General features: G+C 59.0%; 17 protein-coding genes. 5 read left to right on the top strand and 12 right to left on the bottom strand.

The window, feature by feature from the left end; all coding sequences use genetic code 11:
* Positions 1–109: 109 nt before the first annotated feature.
* From HY011_10990 to HY011_10965, 6 genes are all read right to left on the bottom strand, one after another.
* Positions 110–2,677 (bottom strand): hypothetical protein, encoded by a 2,568-nt coding sequence (locus tag HY011_10990; GenBank protein MBI3423452.1) that lies wholly within the window; start codon positions 2,675–2,677, stop codon positions 110–112.
* A gap of 210 nt (positions 2,678–2,887) precedes the next feature.
* A complete protein-coding gene (locus HY011_10985) occupies positions 2,888–3,403 on the bottom strand; it encodes an HNH endonuclease (protein ID MBI3423451.1) in 516 nt (171 codons plus the stop codon).
* 411 nt (positions 3,404–3,814) lie between these two features.
* Positions 3,815–4,879, bottom strand: coding sequence for a rod shape-determining protein (locus tag HY011_10980; GenBank protein MBI3423450.1), 1,065 nt, complete (start codon positions 4,877–4,879; stop codon positions 3,815–3,817).
* 168 nt (positions 4,880–5,047) lie between these two features.
* The gene (locus tag HY011_10975; protein MBI3423449.1) at positions 5,048–6,070 is read right to left on the bottom strand and encodes a potassium channel protein; all 1,023 of its coding nucleotides are present in this window, start codon (positions 6,068–6,070) and stop codon (positions 5,048–5,050) included.
* Positions 6,071–6,251: 181 nt separating this feature from the next.
* Positions 6,252–8,537, bottom strand: coding sequence for a hypothetical protein (locus HY011_10970; GenBank protein ID MBI3423448.1), 2,286 nt, complete (start codon positions 8,535–8,537; stop codon positions 6,252–6,254).
* A 90-nt stretch (positions 8,538–8,627) separates the two neighbouring features.
* On the bottom strand, positions 8,628–9,575 hold the full coding sequence (locus HY011_10965; GenBank protein MBI3423447.1) for a DUF1080 domain-containing protein: 948 nt from the start codon (positions 9,573–9,575) through the stop codon (positions 8,628–8,630).
* A gap of 188 nt (positions 9,576–9,763) precedes the next feature.
* Between HY011_10965 and HY011_10960 the strand changes: the two genes are divergently transcribed.
* The 5 genes from HY011_10960 to HY011_10940 all read left to right on the top strand — a co-directional run bounded on the left by HY011_10960 (position 9,764) and on the right by HY011_10940 (position 15,122).
* Complete coding sequence (locus tag HY011_10960) at positions 9,764–10,828, top strand: DUF3500 domain-containing protein (GenBank protein ID MBI3423446.1); 1,065 nt, start codon at positions 9,764–9,766, stop codon at positions 10,826–10,828.
* 99 nt (positions 10,829–10,927) lie between these two features.
* Positions 10,928–11,314 (top strand): hypothetical protein, encoded by a 387-nt coding sequence (locus tag HY011_10955; protein ID MBI3423445.1) that lies wholly within the window; start codon positions 10,928–10,930, stop codon positions 11,312–11,314.
* A gap of 16 nt (positions 11,315–11,330) precedes the next feature.
* A complete protein-coding gene (locus HY011_10950) occupies positions 11,331–11,603 on the top strand; it encodes a hypothetical protein (GenBank protein ID MBI3423444.1) in 273 nt (90 codons plus the stop codon).
* Positions 11,604–11,783: 180 nt separating this feature from the next.
* The gene (hrpB, locus tag HY011_10945; GenBank protein ID MBI3423443.1) at positions 11,784–14,399 is read left to right on the top strand and encodes an ATP-dependent helicase HrpB; all 2,616 of its coding nucleotides are present in this window, start codon (positions 11,784–11,786) and stop codon (positions 14,397–14,399) included.
* Positions 14,400–14,456: 57 nt separating this feature from the next.
* Positions 14,457–15,122 carry a Uma2 family endonuclease gene (locus HY011_10940; GenBank protein MBI3423442.1) on the top strand — a complete coding sequence of 222 codons (666 nt, stop codon included), beginning with the start codon at positions 14,457–14,459 and terminating at the stop codon, positions 15,120–15,122.
* An 80-nt stretch (positions 15,123–15,202) separates the two neighbouring features.
* Here HY011_10940 and uvrA read toward each other — a convergent pair whose 3' ends face one another.
* The 6 genes from uvrA to HY011_10910 form a co-directional block, all read right to left on the bottom strand.
* Positions 15,203–18,079, bottom strand: a complete 2,877-nt coding sequence (gene uvrA / locus HY011_10935; GenBank protein ID MBI3423441.1) for an excinuclease ABC subunit UvrA — start codon at positions 18,077–18,079, stop codon at positions 15,203–15,205.
* 229 nt (positions 18,080–18,308) lie between these two features.
* Positions 18,309–19,205, bottom strand: a complete 897-nt coding sequence (locus HY011_10930) for a DUF4384 domain-containing protein (protein MBI3423440.1) — start codon at positions 19,203–19,205, stop codon at positions 18,309–18,311.
* A 212-nt stretch (positions 19,206–19,417) separates the two neighbouring features.
* Positions 19,418–22,810 (bottom strand): CHAT domain-containing protein, encoded by a 3,393-nt coding sequence (locus HY011_10925; GenBank protein ID MBI3423439.1) that lies wholly within the window; start codon positions 22,808–22,810, stop codon positions 19,418–19,420.
* Between the two features lie 274 nt (positions 22,811–23,084).
* A complete protein-coding gene (locus tag HY011_10920) occupies positions 23,085–23,231 on the bottom strand; it encodes a hypothetical protein (protein MBI3423438.1) in 147 nt (48 codons plus the stop codon).
* 165 nt (positions 23,232–23,396) lie between these two features.
* Entirely contained in the window at positions 23,397–23,972 is a 576-nt protein-coding gene (locus tag HY011_10915) for a hypothetical protein (protein MBI3423437.1), read from the bottom strand.
* Positions 23,969–25,018 carry a hypothetical protein gene (locus HY011_10910; GenBank protein ID MBI3423436.1) on the bottom strand — a complete coding sequence of 350 codons (1,050 nt, stop codon included), beginning with the start codon at positions 25,016–25,018 and terminating at the stop codon, positions 23,969–23,971. The genes HY011_10915 and HY011_10910 overlap by 4 nt, the downstream gene beginning before the upstream one ends.
* Positions 25,019–25,079: the final 61 nt, after the last annotated feature.

The following is a 25,079-nucleotide window of genomic DNA, read 5'->3' as shown; positions in this document are numbered from 1 at the left end:
TACGGAACAGACGGAAATAACGGAACAGACGGCGCGATAACCTCAGTTGGTTTCTCTGTTTGTTCCGTTATTTCCGTCTGTTCCGTAATCTCTGCTTGGCCTGCGCGCCTTAACGAATCGTCACCGTCACAGCCTGACTCGGAAGGCCATTGCGCGTAATGACCATTGTGCGCGCCCCTGAAGCGATGTTCGCCGGGAACTGGACGTTGAATTGATTCAGCCCGACAAAGCCCGGCGCGCGGCCCGCATACAAAACATTCCCGGCCACACCATCAAAGCTCACGCGCACACTGCCCGCCTGGTCGCCGCTCACATCGGTTCCATCCAGCCCCAATCCTGTGCCGAACACCGCCAGGACGTTGGGCTGGCCGTTGGCTTGTTTAGCCTCAAAAGGCCCCGCCGTGCCGCGCAAGGCATCCACGGCGGACACCTCACCCGCGCCGTTGGCTTTGACTGTGAAAAGGCCGGGCGTGACGGGCGCTACTTGCACGGTGCCGAGGCGGATGAGTTGGTTGTCGCGCAGGACTTCGAGCAGCGCGGTCGCGGAATTGAAGCCGGGCGAAAGCGTCGTCGCCGCCACCGTGCGCGGCACTTGAAAATTGATCTGACCCGGCGACACGAAAAAGAGCGGCGCGGGTATGCCATCCACCAGCAATTGCACGCCCGTCAGCGTCGTCGGCAATGGTTGGGTCTGGGCGGAAAAACGTCCGCCTGCGAGATCGGCACCAAAGAGCGCGACAATCTCGCCCGGCGCGACGACAGTTTTGAAACTAGCCGCCGAGGCTGCCGCGATAACGCGTGAGGTCGGCTGTTCCGCAATGCCGGTGTTAATACTGCCCAGATAGTTGGTCGCCTGGGCGAAGTAACTCTCAAATGCCAGCCGCAATCTATTGATCTTGGTGATCGTCTCGGTTGACGCCTGGGCGCTGCGCGTGACGAGCACAAAGGCTGCGCGAAAGTTCTTGCGCGCAGCGTTGACATCAGGCGAACGTCCGCCATTCGCGGCCACGATGTCGTTGACGGTCACAGGTTGGCGCGTGCCTGTCACCACGATTCCGGCGCGCACGCCGAAGGCGCGATCAACGCCGCCATTGCTGGTCAGATTCGTCAGCACGAACGAATCGCCCACCTGATTGGCAGGACGCAATCCCATCAGATATTGATCCAGTTGCGAATAACCATCGGCTAGGCTGTTGGACATATAACGCCCGCCGCTAATCTCTTCCCAGTAATTCCCCTCCATCACCGAAGAACGACGCGCGGCGGGACTGCTCATGCCAGACTCGGTGTTAAAGAAGGTGCTCCAATTGGCTTCGTCGCGTCCGAGCAACACTTTGGCATCGCTGCCCGTGGTGCGCGCCGCCGCCAACCAGCGCTGGCCCGTCTGTTGCGCCAGCACGCCGCACACGTTGTAAGCCCCCAGAAAGCGCGCCACCGGCGAATCGGGATAGAGCGCGCTGATGTTGCTCAAGCTGATGATGCCCTGAATGCGCCGCGCTCCCAGCGCGCCATTCGGGTCGTTGTCGAAGGTGTTCAACCCGATGCCGCTGACCTCGTTCCGCACGGGCAGATAGGCCGCCTGCGCACCACTCAGGTCGTAGTAAAAATCGGTCATCACGTAGATAAAATCGTAGGCGTCGCGATTCGCATGGTTTTGCAAAAAGGTCTTGGCCACCGCCAATTCGTCAATGCCCGGATCTAGCGTGAAAAACTCGGCGATGGCGCTGCTGAAAACGCTGGCCGGGATGCTGCTGAAATTCACGGATACCGGCGAATTGAACGCCGCGCCGGGCGTGAGTCCGACCAGGGCCTTCGAGGTGAGTTGCACGGTGTCGTAATTGAAGCTGATGCGCCCATCACGAAAAATGATGACTTGAAAGCGCTGCACGCCTTTATCGCGCTGCGGGTCGTTCGGAAAGTCGCGGATGTTGTTCCAGGTGATGACGGCGCGGTCGGTTTCGCGGCGAAAATAAACGCCGTTGGTGCCGGGCGTGCTGGCTGGGCGGCCATCGAGATCGTGCCAATACGGCGCCAAACGCGGCGGCCCGGTGCGCAAATCAATCAACGTTTCGCTGGCGACGGAGGCCAGGTTAAACCCCTCGGTGACGGCACCCGCATTGCGAAACGTCAGGCTGCCATTGCTGGCGATGGCGACGATGGTGTAACCGTCGCCAAAGAGCGGAAAGCTAAACCCCAGGTCTTGCCCCACGTAAGCATCATCTCCTGGTTGCGCGCCGGGCTTGGGATTGACGGCGGGCGCGGCGACGAGATCAAGTTTGCTGCCCAGGTTGTTATCAAAGGCCAGCCCCACGTTGCTGATGACGTAGCCTCGGCCAGCGGGCGCAAAATTCAACGTGCGCCCGTTGAGATCGAAGTTGTTGGGCTGCCGGGCGATCAGATTGCTGTTTTGGATCACCGAGATGTCGCTGACATCCTGCAAGATGATGTCGGCGGCCAGGCGTTGGCGTTCGTCATCGGGCAGCGCGGCTAGTTGCTGCTCGTGCCATTCGTGCAGCAGCCATTTTTCGGCGGCTAATTTTTCCGGTGTCCATTGCTGTTTGGGGGTTGTTTCTTCCGGTTCTCGTTGTGCTTGGGCCGTGCCGGTATTGAACGCCGCCCAACCGACACAACTGGCAAGACAGAGTAGTCCAACAACACCTCGGCTGTATTTGAGCATGAATCCTCCGCGAACAATTTGAACTTTGGGGGGAATGTGGTGCAGGCAAACGAACCGCATGTGCAAGTGGAAAGGCAGGTCGAAACGTTACAAACCACACCTGGGTACGCACCGCTTCCAGCGTGCAGGCGTCAAGTCAGAGCTATCGGCTGACCAGCGCAACTTCCCAGGCTGCACGCTGGAAGCGGTGCGTACCCAGGAGCCAAGCAGCTAAGATTCATAAAACAAATACTTGCGCCAGGCTTCGTCGCTGCGGCCCAGGTAACGCATGATCTGGCGATTGACGTTGTGGCTGAAGGATTGCGGGCGTTTGAGCAGGCGCATGCCGGCTTCTTCGGGCAGCAGATTGCCCTTGCGATTGTTGCAGCGTTTGCAGCAGGTCACCAGATTGTCCCAGCCCGAACCGCCGCCGCGCGATTTCGGGATCACGTGGTCAAGCGTCAACTCGGCGGTGGGCAGGACGCGGGCACAGTATTGGCAGATGTAATGGTCGCGCAGCAGGATGTTTTTGCGCGAGAGGCTCTTGCGTTCATAGGGGATGTGCACGTATTGCGTCAAGCGGATGACCGAGGGCACGTGGATGTGCGTGTGTGACGAACGGTAATGCTGCGCATGCTTCTCTTCGGTGCGGGCGATGCCTTTCAAGATCATGACGATGGCGCGGCGCGTCGTGCAGACGTTGATTGGCTCGTAGGTCGAATTCAAAACCAGTACCCTTCCATTCATCGGCGCTTCCCTTTCAGTTTGTTGGCGCGCACAGCATCGTGGTCGCTGGCGCAAAACGAAAAAGACATCCCCACACAACCAGCGAAAGGAGCACGCGCGTTGGCGTTGGCCTTGCCAGCCACGTTTTCCGTCATCAGGTTGGGTGAGCAGTTTACGGTTGCTTGAATTGAATGCGGTTTGGATTGTTTGTGCAGTGCTGATGGGCGCGCAAAAGGCTGGGTCACGCGCGGGCGGACTGCCAAACCCGGCCTGACTGGCGACGTAGCGAATTGAATACGGTCAGCGTAAGTAATTCGTCTGAAGATCGCACCTCGTCAATTTGAATCTCGGCTCGCGGGGCATTATAGGCATGCCACGCACAACACAAAAGGGCCGCCAGCGTCTTTGAGATGCTGGCGGCCCTTTTTGCCGCTAGTCCCCTTTCAAAATCGCCTGCCGTAACGCGAGCGGATTTTCATATAACATTCCCAGCCCCCGAATCACCGCGCGTGCCGGGCTTTCGGTGAGCGAGACAGCCAGTTCCGTGTCTTTCATCATCCGTTCGTCAAAACCCGTCAGCAGCGAAGCGCCGCCCGCCAGGATGATGCCGCGATCATAAATATCGCCGGAAGCTTCGGGCGGCAGCGATTCCAGCGCGTCCTGCACGGCGCGGCTGATGCGCGCGACGACGGGTTCGATGGCTTCGTGAATTTCGATGCTGTTGACGAAGGCCATTTCGGGATGGCCGTTGACGGCGCTGCGGCCTTTGACCATCGTGGTCTGCTCTTGATCGAGCGGCACGGCGCAGCCCAATTCGATCTTGACGCGCTCGGCGGTGCGCGGCCCGACGTGCAGGTTGTGATTGGCCTTGACCATCTCGACCAAAGCTTTATCCATATCGTTGCCGCCCAGCCGCAAGGTACGCGTAAAAATCAGATGGTTGTGCACCATCGCGGCAATCGTTGTCGTGCCCGCGCCCACATCCACCACCAAGGTGGCGCGTTGATCGTCAGGATCAATGCCCGCGCCCAAGATCGTGACCAGGCCTTTGTTGATGAAATGAACATTCGTGACGCCCGCTTCTTTGGAAGCGTAACGCAGCGCGTACTGTTCAATATCGCTGGCGTCCGAAGCCACTGAGATCAACACGCGGCGCGAAATGCTGGAACGCCCATCGCGGGCTTTCTTCAAATAGTTGCTCAGCAACTTTCCGGCAAAGGTGGAATCGGCCACGACGCCGTCTTGCAGCGGGCTGATGATTTGGATGTCTTCAGAGGCGCGGCCTTCGAGTTCGAGGGCTTCCAGGCCAACGGCGACGACTTCGCGCGAAGGCATGTCGTAGGCCATCAGCGACGGTTCATTCACCACGATGCCGCGGCCCCGGGCAAAGACCCGCGTGCGCGAGGTGCCGAGGTCAATCGCTAAATCATCCGTGACTAAATTCAGGAGCGAAGGAAGCTTCATATATTCGGGGTTGTCGAATCTTTTGCGCGCCAACCGTAAAGTGCGGATTTGCTACGGAGCGAACAGTTGCCACTGGGGGGACACGGCAGCACTGAATGCGTTTTGTATGTTACTCAGACGGCGACATATCTGGCAAGCAGTTTTCCGGTCAGGCTTGCTCGCCAACTTTGTTGCGAAGACAGCTTCGCCCAGGCTCGAATCTTATGATTTGGCTTTGTGCCCGCGTTCGGCGGCGGCGACGCGCGCCAGATGGCTCAAGCCCGCCCGATTGCCAATGGCAATCAACATATCGCCCGCGTGCAAGGTTTGTTCGCCCTTCGGATTGAAAATCATCGCGCCCTGCGCTGGCGTAATGGCGACCAGCATCACGTTATATTCGGCCCGCACATTCGCCTCTTTAATTTTTTGGCCGTCGAGTGGTGAACCAGCGGCGATGCGAATCTGATCGAAATGCAGATCGAGCGATTCGGTCATGGTGGTCAATTCGATGAAATCAGCCACGGCGGGCGACAGGGCCGCCTGGGCCATGCGATGGCTGGCAATCAGCGCGGGCGAGACGACTTTGTTGGCCCCGGCGCGCATCAACTGGCGTTCGGCGTGGGCGTCGGTGGCGCGCGAGACGATATACAACTCCGGATTCATGCCGCGCGCAGTCAACGCGATATACACATTTTCGGGGTCGCTGGATGCCGCTGTAATCAAGGCGCGGGCCGTCGCCACGCGCGCGCCTTCCAAGACGGCTTCATCCGTCGCATCGCCGATCAACACCAAATGGCCCTGCGTCAACAGGCGTTCGGCGACCTGTTCGTCGCGTTCGATGATGACGAACTCTTCGCCTTTCTTTTTGATCTCTTCGATGATGCGCAGGCCGACCTTGCCGGCGCCGCACAGGATGTAGTGATTTTTTAATTGGCTGATGTCACGAAACACTCTGCGCCTCCCTAAAGTATTGGCAAGCTCGCTCTCGATCAGCGCCTGCGTCAGCGTCGAAAGCAGGAAGCCGAAGAACGCCACGCCAAAGACAATCAAGACAATCGTAAAGGCCCGGCCCGTTTGCGAGAGCGTTTGCACCTCGCCGTAACCGATGGTCGCCAGCGTGATGACGGTCATGTACAAACCATCGAACAGCGGCCAGCCTTCAATAAAATGATAACCGAGCGTGCCGCCAATCAGCAGCGCCACCAGGGCGGCAATCGAGAAATAGATTTTTTTGCGAGTGGGCATGCTCTGTCGCTTCAATATACCTTATCGGGATTAAGCAACGAACGAACCACGGGGCACACGGGGCGCACGGGGAAACCAAGCAAAATACATGCGGAGGAAGAGTGGCGATCTGCTGGTTCAGTTTGTGCTTCCCCCCTCTTCCCCGGTGTTCCCCGTGGTTAATCCCTCTTCCCGATAACGTCTAATTTTCCCGGCTGAACCCGACTTCATCCAACACCACCGCGCCCGCCGTCTGCCGGTCGAACTGCAACGTAATCGTCGCCAAATGGGCAGGCTTAAACAACGGATTGGCGCGCACGAATTCCGCCAACGGCAGTTCGATGGTTTGCGGAACCAACTCCGCCGGTTTGAGCAGCCAGGATTCGAGCGCGGCCATTTTGGCGAGCCGAATGGGTAAGGGCGGATTCAAGGCGGCGAAGCGGCGCAAAGGTAACCGCGCGTGCGCGCCTTCGGCATCCGTTAATTCCAGCATCAGCTCAACCGTCTGGCGGTTCGCGCTGTCATTCGCCAAGGCCAGCGTGAGCCGCGCCGTTTCATCGAGCTTCCAGGTTGTGGCCAACCCCGCCGGCAACGTGAAGCGATAAAATGCGGGCGGCGCGCCGGGCGTCCATTCCAACCGCGCGACATTGTTTGCCTGGTTTGCCTCTTCATCCAAGCGCAAGCGCAGCTTCGTTTCGCGCCAGACTTCCAGATTGCCGCCTTCGATCAAGACACCGGGCACACTCGCCGTCGCGACATCCACGTCTTCCTCGTAATCGCTCAGGATATGAACACTGGAATCCTGATACTGCTGCAAGCTAATCGTGGCTGGCAGCCAGTCCGCCGTGGCCTGCTGCGTGCGGAAGAGCGGCCAATAGGCACGCCGCTCGCGCAAGGTCGCGTCGAGAAAGGCCGAGACATACAGCTTCGTAATTTGGCGTTGCTCTGCGCCGCTAAACAATGGCTTGCGGTTGAGCAAGACCCCGAACGGCTGGCTCCAATCCGCACTGCCCCAGGCGGTGTTGAACTGACTGTGATTGGCGCGATAGAGATAAATCGAGGATTTATGCCAGTCTCCGGCGCCGCTGAATTTAACGCGCTGATATTGGCGGCTGCCCAGAAAGACCGCCACGTCGCTGTCATGTCCGCCGTGCATCAGCAGGTAATTGACATCGGTCAACGTCAGCGGCTGCCCCGCCGGTTGATAGTAATCCGCCGTGGGCGCCAGGGCCACGACGGTGCGGATGTCGAAGTGAAAATCGAATTTGAGCCGCGCGTCATCGGGATAATGCGAAAGCCGGTTAAACAGCGCCGCCACCGCCACGGCTTCGCCGCCGCGCGAATGGCCGAGCAGCGCAATGCGGTCGAGCGCGACTTTACGGTAAAAAGGATTCTCCGCCGCTTCGTTCCAGCCGCGCCAGACCCGCAAATGCTGCAATAATATCCAGGCCCGCGCCGCCATCGCCTTGCCCTCCCAATCACCCGACCACGAAACGTTGAAGAAATTTTCGTCCACGGCCACCACAATGAAACCACGGCTCGCCAGCAGTTCGCCCAAGTAGGCATAGCCCGCGTCCGAGGGCACTTCCATCGCATGATTGCCATGCGCAATGATCACGAGCGGAAAGGGGCCTTCACCTTTGGGGTACCAGACACGTCCGTTGAGCGGCAACCGGTCAGGGCCGAAGCCCCAATACCACTGCCGCAGTTTGGCCTTATAACCATGCCAAAAGGGCAAGAGCAAACGCGCATCCACCGGCGCAGTTTTCAGGCTTACCCCTTGCCCATACTCTGGCCGTTGCCGGTCAGTGCCGCTGCCGTAAAAGAGCGTTTCGACCGCGAAAGGCCCGGGGGCCGCCGGATCGGGTGCGGCTAATGGCAGGTCCTTCTTCCCGGCCAGCAAGCTGGCCTGTGCCAAAGGTTCATCGCTGCCGCCATTCGCCAGCCAATAAAAGAGCATTACGTTGCCCGCCAGCGTCAGCCCTAACGCCCCACCCACGACAATACGTTTAAGCCAGTTCGCTCGCTTTAGTTCTCCACCCCAAAGTGCGGCGATGCACATACCAAACAAGGCTTCCAACACGACGACCAACGCAAATAGCGCCAGCAATGGATTCGGGTTGCCCATTAACATCGGCACCAGGAAAACCGTCAGGACTGCGCTGAGGATCGAACTGAGAACCGCCTTCGGCACGGCGCGCAACAACGCCAACAAACCATTGATCAAAAACTTCAGTAACTGAATGCCCAGAAACGCCGCCAGCACCACGAAAATCGCATCGGCGACCGTGCCCAGTCCGCTGTGAAAGGACGAGGTCATCAACATCACCAGCGTGACCCCCGCCGCCACCGCTCCGGTGATCGCCCCGCCCCAAGCGTCCGGCCCGGGCTTCAAAGCTGCGTAAAGGGTCTCGGCCCAACCGGCCCACCGCCGTTGCGGCAATTTCGGCTTGGCTGCCTTTGAAAAGACCTTGTCAGCAATATCCATCAACTCTCACCTTTCCAACCTCTCTTCGGCACAAAGGGGCAAACCAGAACAGTGTCACGTGCAAAAGTCTCCGAACTTGCGCACCTGGTTTCAGTTCAAAATCGGCGTCACGATCACACGCCGATACGTAATTTTCTCGTGATCGCCCTGAATCATGATTGGCCCCGGCTCGGTTTCATTACTATCGAGCGCGCCGCCCGTGATGCCATCAATCACGATATTGTCCTGCACTTTCTGGCCGTTCAGGATGACGGTCAGGCGATTGCCGACGATGGTGGCCTCCATAATTTGCCACTCGCCCACGGGTTTGCTGGCATTCACTTTGGGCGCGACGCGGCTATACAACGCCATGTGACTATGGCTTTCCGGCGGCTTGCCGAAATCGTCGAGCACTTGCAATTCGTAACGCCCACGCAAATAGATGCCGCTGTTGCTGTTCTTTTCAACTTTGTATTCGCAATGAATCTTGAAGTCCTGGAAACGATGGCGCGAGACCAGATTGTTGGCCTGCGGTTCGTTGGTCATGGCCCCGTCAACGATGTTCCAACCCATCTCTTTGTCTTTATGCTGACCTTCCCAATTGGCTAAATGCTTACCGTCGAAAAGCGCCACGGGCGTGCCAAGTTTGAGTTTTTTGTTCGCATTGGCTTCGCCCCACTTAGGCGCGGGCACACCCAGCCAGGCGATGTCTTCCCCGCCCACTGTAACCATGCCTAAAAGCTTGTCCTTGTCTTCATTCAAATGGGCGTGATGGCTCGGCAGCGGCGGCGCACCGGGTCTGGAACCTGCGGGGGTGAACACGAGTTCATCATTTTCCAGCTTGATGTCAGCCACTTTCAGCACACTGCCGGTGCGATTGAGGAAGTAGCCGGTCAGTTTGCCGTCTTCCAGTTTGACCTCCAGCCAGTAAACAAAACTACTGTGCGGCCCGACGCCTGTGATGTCCCATTTGCCCAAAAACGGATTGTCTTGCGCCAACACAATGAGGCACGCGGCCATCAGCACCGAAGCGCACAGCATAAAACGCAGCGCTGCCATAATCAGTCTCCTTTGGTTCGGATCTAAGTGTGTGAGGTGAAGGTAGCAACGAAATTCTTCATCAAAATAGGGTAGACCCGGAAGTTTGGCAACTCTGGCCCAGCGATTGACTTGCCCAGTATCCCGGCATACATTGCCCGCACCGCTAGCAAAGATCGCGATCCACTTCCAATTCACCGGAGATCACTATGCAACGCCCTGCTTTCAAACGCACTGTTTTAATTGCTGCCTACCTGGCCGTCGCCGCTTTTGTCGCCTGGTTCGGCTATCAAAGCCACGCCAAATTACGCACGACCGCCCAAATGGCTGACGCCGCCAACAAGTTCCTGGCTGCGCTTTCGCCCGAACAGAAAGCCAAAGCCGTCATCGGCTTTGACGATGCCAACCGCATGGATTGGACGTATGTGCCGCGCGAACGCAAGGGGCTGCCGCTCAAAGAAATGAATGAGGCGCAACAAAAACTCGCGCACGCTTTTTTGCAAACCGGGCTGAGCGCGTATGGCTACCAGAAAGTCACCGGCATCATGAGCCTCGAACCGGTGCTGCGCGAACTGGAAGGCCCGAACCGCCGCTTCCCGCGCGATGAGATGCTGTATTTCGTCTCGATTTACGGCACGCCCGGCGCCAAAGACAAATGGGGCTGGCGCTTCGAGGGCCATCACGTCTCGCTCAATTTCACCATCATCAAAGGCGAATTGCTGGCCGATGCGCCGCTCGGACTCGGCGACAACCCGGCGGAAGTCCGCCAAGGCCCGCGCACGGGTTTCCGCGCACTGCCCAACGAAGAGGACAAAGGCCGCGAACTGATTCAACTGCTGGATGAAAAACAGCGCGCCATCGCGATTTATGACAAGACCGCGCCCGGCGACATCTTCACTCTCGGCAAGACCAAAGCCGATCCCCTCGATCCCAAAGGCATTGCCTATAGCCAACTCAACGCGCAACAAAAAGACAAGTTGATGAAGCTGATTGACGAATATCTCGCCCGCGTGCCGGACGATGTCGCCAAGCTGCGCCGCGACAATTTGAAGAAGGCCGGGCTGGATACGATTTACTTTGGCTGGGCCGGCAGCATCAACAAAAACGAAGGGCACTATTACCGCATCCAGAGCAAGACGTTTATGATCGAATACGACGATACCCAGAACAACAACAATCACATTCATACGGTCTGGCGCGATTTCAACGGCGATTTCGGCAAGGATTTGCTGGCGGAGCATTACCAAAGCACGCCGCATAAAGCAGGCGAATAAGTTGTTGCCAAGGAACCTGCGAACAAGCGGACGCAGATTCCTTGGCAAGAGACCGCGGGTAAAGCAAAGCCAGCGGGTCTTGCCCGCCTATTGCCAACCATGAAAAAGCAACTGACTCGCCATAGTTGCGGCTGCGCTTGCGGGCAACAGTTGCTGGCCGAAAAGGGCGTGCAGGTTTTCCAAGCCAACCTCACCCAAGGCTGGTATCGCGGCTTGACGCCACAAGCGCTGGCCGAAAACCTGAACCGGTTTTCTCACGGTCGGAAAGGCGGTTATCTTGAAGGCACATACCAGGAATTGCTGACGTTGGCCGCACACGGGCATTTCATCGCCCGTCTCGGTGGCAATCCAGGTCATTTTGTGGTGGTTGATCAGGTGGCAGGCGAGACTGTTTCCTTGCGTGATCCGGCCACCGGTGTTGAACGTAAAATGATGGTGGTAGAATTTCTCGACATTTTTAGCGGTGCTGTTTGGCAGTCGTCATGATTCTGAGGAAGCAGTTATGGAAGCCAATGTTCAACTCAATTATTTCAGCAAGAAGTCTCTTTTGACCACCGACCTGAACTCTTTATTTGAACGCCTCTTCAATGAAATCGGTGGCGCATTTACCGTCACCTGTCAGGAAATGTCTGAGCGCGAAAAGCAGGAAGCGCTGCTTACCACCGATGATCTGCCTTTAATTGAAGAGCGTTTTCACGTTTCCCTCCTGCGCGACGGACATTATTTACGCCGCAAAGACATTGAGGAGAAAGCAATTCAGTTGGGGCGGAAGTAGTCTCAATAGTTCCAAAATTGAAGAGAAACTTAGCGCTGCGGGCGCAAACTGATTCCCGGTTCCTGATTCTTGCTCAGCAGAAAATCAGCGCTCATTTTTTGCTTGTCAGGAATCAAGAATCGGCCCTCAAGTACAACACTTCGCCACAAGCTGAAATTTGAAGCCACTGAGTCTAACGCGATGCAGCCACTTCCCATTGACGACGTCCTGCCCGCCCTCATCGCCCAATTCCGGCAATCCGCCAACTTAGTGCTCGAAGCCCCACCCGGTGCGGGCAAAACCACGCGTGTGCCCGCCGCCTTGCTTGACGCCCACATCGTCAAAGGCGAAGTCTGGGTGCTCGAACCGCGCCGCCTCGCCACGCGCCTGGCCGCGCACCGCGTCGCCGAAGAGCGCGGCGCGCGCCTGGGCGAAACCGTCGGCTATCAAGTCCGCTTTGAAGAAGTCGCCAGCCCGCAAACACGCCTGCGCTTCCTGACCGAAGGCGTGCTGACGCGCAAGCTGCTCCACAATCCGCAACTGCGCAATGTTGGTATCGTCGTGCTCGACGAATTCCACGAACGCCATCTGCAAGCCGATCTCGCGCTCGCGTTGCTGCGCCGCCTGCAACGAACCACGCGGCCTGACTTAAAGCTGGTCGCCATGTCGGCCACGCTCGACGCCGCGCCCGTGGCCGCGTTTCTGCAAGCGCCCGTGTTGCGATCAGAGGGCAAACGATTCGACGTCGCCATCGAACACGCGCCCCGCGAAGATCAGCGCCCATTGGCCGAACAGGTCGTCGCAGCCTTGCAGCGTTTGTTGAATGAAAAGCTCGACGGCGATGTGCTCGTCTTCCTGCCCGGCGCGGCAGAGATTCGCCGCGCCCAAGCCGCATGCGCAACGCTGGCCACACAACACGACTTGCTCGTGCTGCCCCTGCACGGCGAGCTTTCACCTACTGAGCAAGACCGCGCCGTCACGCCTGCCGCGCAACGCAAAGTGATCCTCTCGACCAATGTCGCCGAAAGCTCCGTCACGATTGACGGCGTCGTCGCGGTGATTGATTCCGGCCTCGCCCGCGTCGCCGCGCATTCGCCCTGGTCGGGCTTGCCCACGTTGCAAGTCCAACGCATCAGCCAAGCCTCCGCCACACAACGCGCTGGGCGCGCCGGTCGCACACGGCCCGGACGCTGTTTGCGGTTGTTCACCGCGCAAGACTTCCAAGTCCGCCCCAAGCACGATGCGCCCGAAATCCAGCGCCTCGATCTGGCCGAAGCTGCGCTCGAATTGCACGCGGCGGGCATCGCTGACTTATCCGACTTTGCTTGGTTTGAAGCGCCCGCGACGCCAGCCCTCAATGCAGCCGATGAATTGCTGCGCAAACTCGGCGCGCTTGATGCGCAAGGTCGCCTCACCGAAATCGGCAGACGGATGCTGCGCTTCCCGCTGCATCCACGCCAGGCGCGCTTGCTGGTCGAAGCCGAAACGCGCGGCGCGGCGGCGGACGCCTGCACCATCGCGGCGCTACTTGGCGAACGCGACATCCACGCCAGCAACCTCTTTGCGGGCGGGCCACGCGCGCCGTGCCGCGCCAAACACACCGGGCCGAGCGATGTGCTCGAACGGCTGGATCGTTTTGCCGAAGCCGCCCGCGTCAACTTCGCGCCGGGACGCTTGCAGGAAATGGATTTGGAAGTCGGCACGGTGTTGGCCGTGGAGCGCGTGCGCAAACAACTGGTGCGGTTGTGCGCAAAGGATAACGCTGCGAGCCGAGGGGCGAACGATCACCGGCACGCAGGGATGCGTGCGTACCCAGGGCCAGCCTCAGACACAGACGAAGCCCTGTTGCTTGCCTTACTAGCCGGGTATCCCGACCGCGTCGCCAAACGCCGCACACTGAAAGGCGACAATCGCGAGCTATTGCTGTGCGCGGGCGGTGCGGCTGAATTGTCCGAAGCCAGCGTCGTCCAACAAAGCGCTTTCCTGCTCGCGCTGGATGCCGAGCAACGCAACGTCGCAGCCGGGCAGCGCGGCAGCACGCTGGTGCGGCTCGCTTCGGAAATCAAACCCGAATCGCTGATTGATCTCTTTGCCGACCAGTTGCGCGAAGTCACCGAAGCGCGTTGGAACGCCCAGGCCGAGCGCGTCGAAGTCTTCCAGCGACTGCTTTACGACCAACTGGTGCTTGATGAAAGCCGCGTCCAGCAAATCCACGGGCCTGAAGCTGCGCACGTGCTGGCCGAAGCCGCGCTGGCCACCGGTTTGCAGAAATTCGTAGACCCCGAAAAGGTCGAACAGTTTTGCGCGCGTGCTGATTTCATCGCCGCCGCTTTTCCCGAAGCCAACTTGCCCAACTTTGGCGAAGCAGAAATTCAGCAAGCTTTGGTGCAGCTTTGCGACGGCTTGAAAAGCTTCGCCGAGTTGCGCGCGGCAGCCAGTAAGGGCGGATTGGTTGAAGTCCTGCGACAACAACTGACCAACGAACAGCAACGCCTGCTCGCCCAACATGCGCCCGATGCCATCACGCTAACCGGACGCCGCCAGGTGCGCGTCAATTACACGCGTCACCAAACACCCTGGATCGAGTCGCGCTTGCAGGATTTTTTCGGCATGAAAGAAGGGCCGAAAATTGCCGGTGGCCGTGTCGCCTTGGTGCTGCATCTGCTCGCGCCCAATCAGCGCGCGGTGCAAGTGACGAGCGATCTGGCGGGTTTCTGGCAACGCCATTACCCGGCCATTCGGCGCGAACTCAGCCGCCGCTATCCGCGCCACGCCTGGCCTGAGAATCCTTTGGAAGCGGCGGCTGGCAAACGCTGACAAACCTTCAATCGCTGGGTTAAGATCAGTTCGTTTTTAGCAAGGAGGAAAAACCAAATGGCAACACCGCAAAGCAAGCTGCCACCACAACCGCCCGCACCGCGCTACACGCCCGAAGAGTATTTGCGCCTTGAACGCGACGCCGACGAACGGCACGAATACTTGGACGGCGAGATTTACGAAATGGCGGGGGAAAGCTGGGCACATGGCGATGTCAGCCTCAATTTGGCGGCTGACTTGCAGCAACAACTCAAGGGCAAGCCTTGCCGCGCGCGTACCAAAGACACCAAAATTCTCAGTGGCCCACTGCCTTACAATCCGCGCAAACCGAAAGGCTTGTTTTCGTACCCCGATGCCGTAGTGATTTGCGGAGAGCCGGAATTACTGGACGACTTCAAAGACGTCGTCACCAATCCAACAGCCATCTTTGAAGTGCTTTCGCCTTCGACCGAACTGCGCGACCGTAATTTGAAATTTCAACGCTACGGCAAATGGAATCCGACCTTGCGCGATTACGTGCTGGTCTCGCAAAGCGCGCCGCTGGTCGAGCATTTCCAGCGCCAAGCGGATGGCAGTTGGTTGTACCGCCGGTATGAAGGATTGGAGCAACACGTCCCTTTGGCAAGCATCGGCTGCACGCTGTTGCTCGCCGAACTGTACGACCGCGTCGAATTCCCGCCGGACGAAGCCGAGTTGCCAGACGTGGAAGAACTTGACGAATAACGGTGTGTCAGTAGCCCGACCGTGTGGGAGGGCAGGCTCGCGCGCCGAGTCAATGGGCCGGCTTAGACACCCGCCCTCCCTCACGGTCGGGCTACTGACACGTGTTGCAAATGTGCCCGCAAATACTGCCCGGTATACGACTCTGCCACCTGCATAATCGCTTCCGGCGGCCCTTCTGCAATTAATTCGCCGCCGCCCACACCGCCTTCCGGCCCCAGGTCAATGATCCAGTCCGCCGTCTTGATGACATCCAGGTTGTGTTCGATCACGATCAAGGACGCGCCCGCTTCGAGCAAGCGGCGAAATGACGCCAGCAGTTTGTTGATGTCGTCGAAGTGCAACCCAGTCGTCGGCTCATCAAAAATGTACAGCGATTGATCGCCCGCCTTTTTGGTCAAGTAAGAAGCCAGTTTGACGCGCTGGGCCTCGCCGCCCGACAACGTGGTCGCCGATTGGCCTAGGCGCAGATAACCGAGGCCGACATCGTCCAGCACTTTCAGCTTCGACGCGATACGCGGCAAGGGCTGGAAAAAGGCGATAGCTTCGCGCACGGTCAGGTTGAGGACTTCGTGGATGTTCTTGCCGCGATATTTGACTTCGAGCAGCGTGGATTTGAAGCGCGTGCCTTTGCACTCTTCGCACACCAGTTCGACATCGGCCAGGAACTGCATTTCGACGGTGACGGTGCCGTCGCCTTGGCAGGTTTCGCAACGACCGCCGGGCACGTTGAAGGAAAAATGCGAGGGGTTGTAACCGCGTGCCTGCGCCTCGCGCGTTTCGGCAAAGGCTTCGCGGATGAGGTCGTAGACCTTGATGTACGTCACCGGATTCGAGCGCGGTGTGCGACCAATGGGCGATTGGTCTACGAGAATGATGTCGTCTAGGTACTTGCCGCCTTCGAGCGAGGCGAACTGGCCGACGTTGCCTTGCCAATCGCCGCGCTGGTGTTTCAATCCGGCGAAGAGGCAGGTGTGCACGAGCGTGGATTTACCGCTGCCCGACACGCCGGTGACGCAAACGAGTTGGCCGAGCGGGATTTCGACATCCAGCTTTTGCAAATTGTTTTCGCGCGCGCCGCGCAGTTGAATCGAATGCTTGCCGCGCGGGCGATGTTCGGTCGGCGCCTTGATCTGCAATTCGTGGCGCAGGTAGCGGCCCGTCAGCGAGGCTTCGTGTTTGAGCAACCCGGCGAAAGCGCCTTCGTAAATCACTTCGCCGCCGAGTTCGCCCGCGCCGGGGCCGATGTCGAGGATGTGATCGGCGTTGCGCATCATCTCGGCGTCGTGTTCGACCACCAACACGGTGTTGCCGATGTCGCGCAGGTTTTCGAGCAGTTTGATCAGTCGCGCCCCATCACGCGGATGCAAGCCGATGCTCGGCTCATCCAGCACGTACAGCGCGCCGACCAGCGACGACCCCAGATGCGTGGCGAGTTGAATGCGCTGCGCCTCGCCGCCCGACAGCGTCGAGGCCAGCCGATCCAGCGAGAGGTAATCCAGGCCGACATCATTCAAAAACTTCAGCCGCGAAGTGATCTCTTTCAGCAACCGGTCGGCAATCGCCATCTGCTCAACGGTCAGTTGCAAGCCGTTGAAAAAGGCGCGCGCATCGCGGATGGAAAGCGCGCTGACTTCGCCCAACGAACGCCCGTTGATTTTGACCGCGCGCGCTTCTTGCCGTAACCGTCCGCCCGCGCAGTGCGGACAGCGCGTGTAGCCGCGGTATTTCGAGAGGAAAACGCGGATGTGCAGCTTGTACTTTTTGGTTTCGAGATAATCGAAAAAGCCCGTGATGCCTTTGAACCCGGTGCGCCCCTCGATCACGGCTTTTTGCTGTTCAGCCGTCAGATTGGCAAACGGCGCATCGGCGGGAATGCCCTCGCGTTTGGCGAAGGTGAGCACCGCGTCACGCCAATCTTCCCAGGCCGGTTTGGTGAACGGTTCGATAGCCCCGTCCTTGAGCGACAATTCGCGATTGGGAATGACCAGATTGAAATCCACGCCGATTGTGTTGCCGAAGCCCTGGCAATTGGGGCACGCACCGAACGGATTGTTGAAGCTGAAGAGCTGCGGTTCGGGCAGCACGTAAGCAATGTTGCAACGCTTGCAGGCAAACTTTTCGGCGTAAACCAACGTCTGTGGGTTATCGCCCACGGTTTGAATCACCGCCTGCCCATGCCCGTCGCGGTAACAAGTCTCGACCGAATCCACCAGCCGCGAACGCACGTCGTCGCGCACCGCCAAACGATCTACTAACACATACACGCCGTCAAAATCCTTGCCGGTAAAACTGTCGGGCGTTTGCAATTCAATGGTCTGTTGATCGGCGACAGTGAACAGGCGCGTGAAGCCGCGTTGCAGCAGGCTCATCAAATGGGCCTGCACGTTGATCGCGGGCTTTTTCGGAGCTGCCTTGCCGCGTTTCTTTTTCGCGCCATTGATGGCTTCGGGAACCTGCTCTTCGTGCACGTATTCGGTGCCCGCCGCAGCGGGAAACAGGACGTAAAAGCGCGTGCCCGTCGGCAACGCCAGCACTTCATCGGCGATGGATTGGGGCGTGTCGCGTTTCACTTCCTGCCCGCAGTTGTAACAGAACGTCGTGCCGATGCGCGCAAACAGCAACCGCAAGTAATCGTAAATCTCGGTCTGCGTCGCCACGGTCGAACGCGGATTGCGCGTCGAATTTTTCTGATTAATGGCAATCGCCGGACAGATGCCGAGCACTTCATCCACATCCGGCTTGTCCATGCGTTCGAGAAACTGGCGTGCATACGCCGACAACGATTCGACGTAACGCCGCTGCCCTTCGGCGTAGACGGTATCGAACGCCAGCGAAGACTTGCCGGAGCCGCTGACGCCAGTGACGACGGTGAGTTGGTTGAAGGGGAGAGTGAACGTGATGTTTTTCAGATTATTAACGCGCGCACCGCGCACGATGATCGCTTCCAGTTCGGACATCTACGACTCCTGCTTGCATGGACGAATTTGGTTCGACAAAACAAACGATGAGTGTAGCGGACGTGGGCGGGGTTGCCAACACGTGGCTTTGCCTGCGAGGAAAGGAAGAGATTACGGAACAGACGGAAACAACCGAACACACGGAAGGCCTCATCCATAAGCCATTCCGTCCATTCCGTTATTTCCGGCTGTTCCGTAATCTCTTCTTCCTAATCAATTTTATCAGGCATCAACGGCGTGGTTTGCGGGTGGCTTGACCATAGCGCAACCCAACTTTGACCAGCAAGGGCGCATCCGGTTTCACCGCCACCCGATAAATCGTTTGCGGCCCCGGCTCTTCCTGCGTCAACTGGCGCGTACCGCCCGCCCCGGCTTCCTGCTCGGCTTTTGTCCAGGCTTTGCCCGCGCCGCCCGCCATCTCGAAGGTCTCGGTTTGCGCGCCCCATTGTTGTTCCCATTGGCGCACCTGTGTGGGCGAAAGCGACAAGGCTTGCGTGCCGATTTCCAGACCGGGCAAGGGCTGGGCAACGACGATGACGGTCAGCAATTCGCCCGCTTGATCAGCGCGGCTTTGGCGCAGGGTGAAATAGTTCGGGCGGTCGTCCTGGCCGGGGATTTCGATGAGCTTGCCGGGTTCGACGTGGTTGTCGCCGCCGCGCGTGCGCAAGGTGGGAAAGATCAGCGACGGTTCGCCCATGCTGCCATCGGCGTATTGCTCGCGGTCAATCACGTAAAGATACCCGGCGCGCGGCGCTTCAAAGCTGAAGCGCAAGCGTTCGCCCAGGCTCAACGGCGTGTTGGCGGCGATGCGTTCGGGCGTCCATTCGATGGTCTCGGCCTCTTGATGCACGATGATGCGTGCGCCGGTGTCGGTCGTCCTGGCTGGCCGCAAGCGCCAAATCGTCAGGCCCAGTTGCGCGAAATTGCCCGCGTTTGCGTGCTGAGCGGAGCCAGTCGCTTTGCGATAAAGATTGCGCCTGGCCGCCGGGTTTGCCGTTTTGGCTTTGGCTTTGCGAGCCTTGATGAACTCTTCGGGCAGGATGCCGCGCGTGTCTTGGCCGTGGGCGATTTGGGCGAAGCTGAGCAGACTGAGAATGGCAACGAACAAAGATATACGCTTGGTCATAAAAGTTCCTCCTACCTCTTCAAACGGAATTGCGGGCGGGATCCCCTCACCTGAAAAAGAAAACCGGATTGTGGTAGAAACTTTGCCGCCGATGAACGCTGAAAAACGCGGATCAATCCTGTTCGTCATTCAATTGATCTGCGTTGGTCGGCGTTGATCTGCGGCTGGGTTCTCTTCCCATTGACCCACTACCGAAACCAGTAGGCGCGGGCTTACTTCCATTCCCCCTGCAACATAAACGCCGCCCAGTAATAGGGCGCTTCCCATTGCTTTTGCCGCCACATCTCGACCTGGGCCGTGCGCAAGGCGGCGGCGGGGCGCTGGCCGTCTCTGAGCATGCGTTCGTAAAAACGCGCCATCAGTTCCGCCGTCGCTTTGTCATTCACGTTCCACAAACTGACGATGACGCGGGGCGCGCCAGCGTACATAAAACCGCGCGTCAGGCCGACCAGACCTTCGCCTTTGTAGTCTTTGCCTAAGGCGGTCTGGCAGGCGCTGAGCACAACCAATTCGGCGGGCAGGTTCAGGTTGTAAAGTTCGTGGGCGCGCAAAAAACCATTTTGCGGTTGGCCTTTTTCGTCTATGAGCGAGAGCACGATGGCGGACATGCCGGGGTGCTCGCTGTCTACCAGGCCGTGGGTGGCGAAGTGCAGATAGCGGTATTGGCTCAGCTCCGCGCTCATCGCCGTGGCGCGGCTGGCTTGATAATCCAGCGCTTTCAGGCTTTGTTCGGCGGGGGCCAGCGCGTAAATGCGTTCGGCTTCCTGGCGCGTGAAAGGCAAGCGCGGCGCTTGAAAGCGGCCCAGCGCGACGGCAGGTTTCTCTTCTTCGTGCTGGATGCTGCGCGCGCGCGGCGCTGGTTTGGCGGCAACGGTCTTGCCAGTGTTCAAGCGGCTCTGGGCATCGGCGCGGCTAAAAACCGGATCGGCCAGCACCGCCAGCATTTTTGGCGCAGGCGTGCGGCCCGCCGAGGCTTTGCGCAATTCCGCCAGCGTTGAGGCCGAGGGCAGCGTGACGAGTTCGTGATTTACGATCAGGGGGATTGCGGATTGCGGATTGCGGATTGCGGATTGCGCTCCTGCATTCTCTCTTTCCTTCTCTTCCGTTCTGCTTGGTTCCGGCAGCATGGCAAAAGGCACGTATTGCAACGCGCCATCGGCGATGATGACCAGCGGCTGTTGCTTGAGTTGTGCGGCGACGGGCGACAGGATCAGGCGGCTCAGCGCGTGGGCTGCGTCATTTAATTGCGTGTCGGCTTGGGCGAGCCGCGTGCGTTGCTGGGGCGGCGTTTCGCCCACAACGCGGATACCGCGCGCGGTCAACAAACGGTTGAGCGTTTGCACGGCGCTGGCGATTTGCGCTTGCGCGGGCAGTTCATAGGCAGTCAGCCCTGTTTTCGTCACCGCCCACAAATAGCTGCGCTCCGGCCCCAGCGCATATTCGAGCAAGAGCGTGTCGGCATCGAGTTGCTGTTGCAGTTCCGTCAGTCCAACCGGTTGCGGTTGCGTCAACGCCGTGTAACGCGGGCTGCTTTGGCGCAGCTTGAATTGCAATTGGCGGTACTCGTCTTCGAGCGTGCTCAAATCTTGCTGCAAGCCTTTGACAGAAGTTTCGGCGCTGCGCTGTTCTTGCAGTTGCAATTGGCGTTGGGCTTTGGTGTTGAGCAATTGCTGCAATTCGCGTTCGCGCGCGAGCAGGGCCGGGTCTGCGCCCTGGCGGATGTCGGCGCGCGCGTCGGCCAGTTCTTCCAACAAGCTGCGGGCACGGGCGCGCTCGCTGGTCTGCCAGGCTTGGGCGGCGAAACCTGCTGTGGGTTGGACGCGGTGCAATTGCATCAGCACGTCAACGTCGAGTTGGTAGTATTGCTGCACGGTGCCGAAGTAAGAGGTGCGCGCCTGTTGGCTGCCGGCATCGGCGCGCACGGCTTCGGCGATGGTTAAAGCGGCTTCGATGTACTGGCGGGCTTCGGCGAGCATTTCTTGCAGAAATGCGACGCGGGCCAAACCGTAAAGCACACTGGCCTCGCCGCGCCGGTCGCCAACGGCGCGATAAAGCGGCAGGGCTGGCGTGAAATTATCCAGCGCTTTTTGCGCCACACCCAAGGTCAGATAGTCGTTGCCCAATTGGGCGAGCGTGCTGGCTTCGCCCCGGCGGTCTTCCAGCGCGCGGCGCAACGGCAGGGCTTGGTCAAACGCTTCGAGGGCTTTCAGCGGTTGCGCCTGGGCGGCGTGCAATTCGCCGATTTTTTCCAACGTTTGGGCTTCGCCACGACGATTGCGCACCTCTTGATTCAATTTCAACGCCCGGGTGTAATGCTCCAACGCTGGCGGAAATTGTTGTAGCGCAAAATAAGCCGCGCCGATATTTTTGAGAGCCACTGCCTCATTCGCCGGATTCCCGCCAACCCGCCAACGCGCCAATGCCTGTTCAAAATAGGTCAGCGCCTGTTGCCATTCGCCCAGTTGTCCGTTGATCGAGCCAAGGCTGTTCAGTTCATCCGCTTCCGCTTCGGGATTTTGCAGCACCCGTTGCAAAGTCAGCGCGCGCAGATAGTACTCAAGCGCCTGCTGAAACTCACCCTGCGCCGCATAAACCAAGCCGATGTTGTGCAGCGTGGTGGCCTCACGCGGACGATGTTTCACCTTTTGCCAGAAAGAAAGTGACGCCGTGTAAGTTTCGAGTGCCCGCGCGGTTTCTCCCAGACTGTAATAAGCCGCGCCTTGATTGAGCAGCGTCTGAGCTTCGGCATAGGTATCAGCGAGGGCGCGTTGGCGCATGAGGGCTTGGCCAAAGTATTCCAGCGCTCTTTTGGGTTCCCACAATTCATTGTGGATATTGCCGAGCAGAACCAGGGTATTGGCTTCCTCGCGCTGTGCCGCGCCGCCGCGCTGCAATTCAAGCGCCTGGGTAACATAACTCAAGGCTCGCTGCGGTTGGCCCAAACGTCCCCAGGTTTGGCCGAGGCGCAATAGCGCGTGCGCCTCCATCACCTGATCTCCAGCTATGCCCCAAGCGAGCCGCGCCTCCTGGAATTTCTCAATGGCTTGCTGGCGCGCTGTCCCAGTGCTTTGCCGTTGCAACGCATTGCCCTCAAGAAAGGCTCGTTGCGCCGCAATCCACCGACGGTCTTGCTCGGTGGCTGGGCGTAGCGCTTGAAGCTGCATGACAAGCTGTCCCGCTGGCACAGCCTGATTTAAGGACGCGGCTTCGATCCGATAAGTCCCGGTTTGTTCAGCGATCAGGGCGGCAGCCTCAGGCCCCTGCGTACTGTTCGGGCTGTCCATCTCGACCAACTTTTGCCCGTCTGGCGCCCAGAGCCGTAACACCACGTCTATCCCGCGCTGCTCAACGACAACGTGCAGAAATTGGCCCGCCGTCAGCGACACTTGAAAAGACTGCGTTCCACCAGCAGTCAACTCACGCTGCACAGGTTTTCCCAATTCCAATTCCTGGGCCTGCGCTTGCAAAGGATTGAAGTCGGCGAACTGCCCAAGCACGAGCCAGAGCACAAGCCCGGCGCTCAACCGGGCAGCTAGTTCTGTGCTGCGGCTTTGATAAGAAGGAAAGAGGAGTTGATGCAGAGACCGCACAGCTTGACGAGTCATAGCGACTTCCTTGGGGCCGCTGCTCTTCAACTGGAATGAATAGCGGAAGGCCTGTCTTCAGTGTTGCTCTCAGGTGATCTGGTGATGCTGACGGAATTCTGATGCAGGCGCGCGGGACAGTCAATTCGCGCTGTTGCTGAGCGGCTTGCTGTGTGAAAAACAGGCGTGAGCGGGCGCAGCCAGGTTTTGCCGCGCGGCGCTCACGCTTCGTTAGCTTATGGCTGCGGCGGCTTACCGCTGCCAGGCTGGAAAGTCATCCAACCGCTTTCACCCATTATTCCTTCGGCTTGGTGTCATCCACATCGTCACCGCCAGATTCGTCGCCTTCCTCTTCGCGCGATTGCAGCACTTTTTTCGGCGCGTGTTGGGCTTGTGGTTGACTGCTTTGTTGCTGTTCATTGTCGAGAATATCTTCAGGCATGGTATTGCTCCTTTACTTGGTGTCGTTGGGGCGAATGACCGGACGAGGTCAGCCGCGAGGTTTCCGGTGGTCGTGCCAGCCTGCTTGGCTTGGGGACGGCACCGGAGTGGGATCGAAAGACAACGGTCTTTCAAGACGCAGTGTTCAAACCAATCCGCGCGGGGTTTATGCCGCGCGTTGTACTTCCTGGCGCAACGCTTCTTCAAATTGTTTGACGGTGTAAAACGCCGGCCAGGGCCGCAGGACATCCGAGACCTTTTGCACGACGAATAAAAAACCCTGCGCGGGATTCGTCGTGCGAAACCAGGCGGCCTGCGTGCCCAGTTCACTCAGCACCAGGACAGCCAACTGCGCGCTGCCGCTGCTCAACTGCTCCTGCAAATCAGGATTCTCGAGCGCTTGGCACAGGCCGTCCACAAACGGCCCGTGCGCCAGATTGGCGAAGCGGCAATCCTTGCCAGCCAACCCGCCCTGCACTTCGATGGCATAAGCGCGCCCGCCCGCAGCCTTCGCTAAAAACTGCCAGCCCACCAAACGCGCCGTGTTCAAGCCATCGCCCGCCAGCAGGTCATCCTCATTCATCAAATACACCGGGTGCGGCCAATGCGCTTCAGGGTCATTGCAGACTTCACGAAACATGCTCGCCAAGCTCAGATAGACGGTCGGCAGATGGGCGAGCGTATCGCGCACCGCCGCCGCCGCGCCCTGATGCAAAGGCAGATACAACGGGGGAATGGTCATGACTGGCCTCCAGTATTGGCAGCATTGGCGGTATTGGCAGTGTTGGCGCTGTCCTGTTTTTTGAGAATATAGAAATGTGTCAGCACGCCTTGGTTACGATTGTAACCGTTTTTGAGAATGCCATAAGGCATATAAGACGCCATATCGTGCGCCGGATCGGCCACGCGCACGAGCGTAAAATCATCGCCGCGCGCATCGCTTTGCAGCACGCCGGTGATGACGATGAAATGCCCGCGTTTGTTCAGCACGCGCCGCCCGTCTTGCTCCGTCGTCCAGCCGATGCGCACCGGCACGGGGACGCCGTTGCTCAGTTGTTTGCGAATCTCGCCCAAACCCGGCACCGCTTCGTGCGAACAAACCAGCGTGCCCAGTTTTTTCAACGCCTGCGCCAGTTCGAGCGTTTTGTTCTCGGGGCTGCCCAGACAAGCCTCGACAATCTGGCTTTGCGACAACACCACGGCAGGCTCAAAGAAGCTGTGGATGCCGCTGGCGACTGAAGCCCAGCACCAATACTTCTGTTCCTGCCGCTGCAAATTGAAGCGCATCACCGCCACCGATTTCAGCCGGATCGGCGCAGGCGCATCCGCTGGCAACTTGATGACAAGGCGATTGTCGCCGCTATGCATGAGATCAGGCGTCAGGTACCACGAGCGTTTATAGAACGACTGCTTGCCTGACAGTCCCGCCAATTCCAGGACGGCAGCATTGACCTCGATGCCCAAAGTAATTTCCGGCGCGTTGGCAACGTCTGTCCCGCACAACTCGACAATGAGCGTGACGCCGTGCTGATAGGTCAGTTGCAAATTCAACGGCAACGCGCCCCCCGCCGCCAGTGTCCACGCGCCCTCGCTTTCCGCCGTCACGGACGAGGCGGTCGCCAGTGCGCCCTCCGCCAGCGCCAAATGCGCCGTGGGCGCGGGCGCGGCGATCGTCAGCGCCAACACCTCGATGCCCGAAAGGCTGGGGGGCAGCGCCGCACCGGCGGGGTCGGTGGGGTTGTAGTTTTGCGTTTGATAGAAAGCGCTGGTTGTTTCGTTGCTGTTCATAAGCCTCTCACCACAGTTTCTAACAGATCATTTCGCCTAGGGCGTGTCTATCACGCTCTAC

Source organism: Acidobacteriota bacterium, from assembly GCA_016196035.1.
Taxonomy (GTDB): Bacteria; Acidobacteriota; Blastocatellia; order RBC074; family RBC074; genus JACPYM01.
The sequence above is the reverse complement of the archived record's forward strand: the minus strand, read 5'-3'. Positions and strand labels throughout refer to the sequence as shown.

Excerpts from the sequence above, each read along its gene's own strand:
- HY011_10960 (MBI3423446.1), top strand. The coding sequence starts at position 9,764 with ATGCAACGCCCTGCTTTCAAACGCACTGTTTTAATTGCTGCCTACCTG.
- HY011_10910 (MBI3423436.1), bottom strand. The coding sequence starts at position 25,018 with ATGAACAGCAACGAAACAACCAGCGCTTTCTATCAAACGCAAAACTAC.
- HY011_10950 (MBI3423444.1), top strand. The coding sequence starts at position 11,331 with ATGGAAGCCAATGTTCAACTCAATTATTTCAGCAAGAAGTCTCTTTTG.
- HY011_10955 (MBI3423445.1), top strand. The coding sequence starts at position 10,928 with ATGAAAAAGCAACTGACTCGCCATAGTTGCGGCTGCGCTTGCGGGCAA.
- HY011_10965 (MBI3423447.1), bottom strand. The coding sequence starts at position 9,575 with ATGGCAGCGCTGCGTTTTATGCTGTGCGCTTCGGTGCTGATGGCCGCG.
- HY011_10915 (MBI3423437.1), bottom strand. The coding sequence starts at position 23,972 with ATGACCATTCCCCCGTTGTATCTGCCTTTGCATCAGGGCGCGGCGGCG.
- HY011_10985 (MBI3423451.1), bottom strand. The coding sequence starts at position 3,403 with ATGAATGGAAGGGTACTGGTTTTGAATTCGACCTACGAGCCAATCAAC.
- HY011_10930 (MBI3423440.1), bottom strand. The coding sequence starts at position 19,205 with ATGACCAAGCGTATATCTTTGTTCGTTGCCATTCTCAGTCTGCTCAGC.
- HY011_10990 (MBI3423452.1), bottom strand. The coding sequence starts at position 2,677 with ATGCTCAAATACAGCCGAGGTGTTGTTGGACTACTCTGTCTTGCCAGT.
- HY011_10940 (MBI3423442.1), top strand. The coding sequence starts at position 14,457 with ATGGCAACACCGCAAAGCAAGCTGCCACCACAACCGCCCGCACCGCGC.
- HY011_10925 (MBI3423439.1), bottom strand. The coding sequence starts at position 22,810 with ATGACTCGTCAAGCTGTGCGGTCTCTGCATCAACTCCTCTTTCCTTCT.
- HY011_10970 (MBI3423448.1), bottom strand. The coding sequence starts at position 8,537 with ATGGATATTGCTGACAAGGTCTTTTCAAAGGCAGCCAAGCCGAAATTG.
- HY011_10975 (MBI3423449.1), bottom strand. The coding sequence starts at position 6,070 with ATGCCCACTCGCAAAAAAATCTATTTCTCGATTGCCGCCCTGGTGGCG.
- HY011_10920 (MBI3423438.1), bottom strand. The coding sequence starts at position 23,231 with ATGCCTGAAGATATTCTCGACAATGAACAGCAACAAAGCAGTCAACCA.
- uvrA (MBI3423441.1), bottom strand. The coding sequence starts at position 18,079 with ATGTCCGAACTGGAAGCGATCATCGTGCGCGGTGCGCGCGTTAATAAT.
- hrpB (MBI3423443.1), top strand. The coding sequence starts at position 11,784 with ATGCAGCCACTTCCCATTGACGACGTCCTGCCCGCCCTCATCGCCCAA.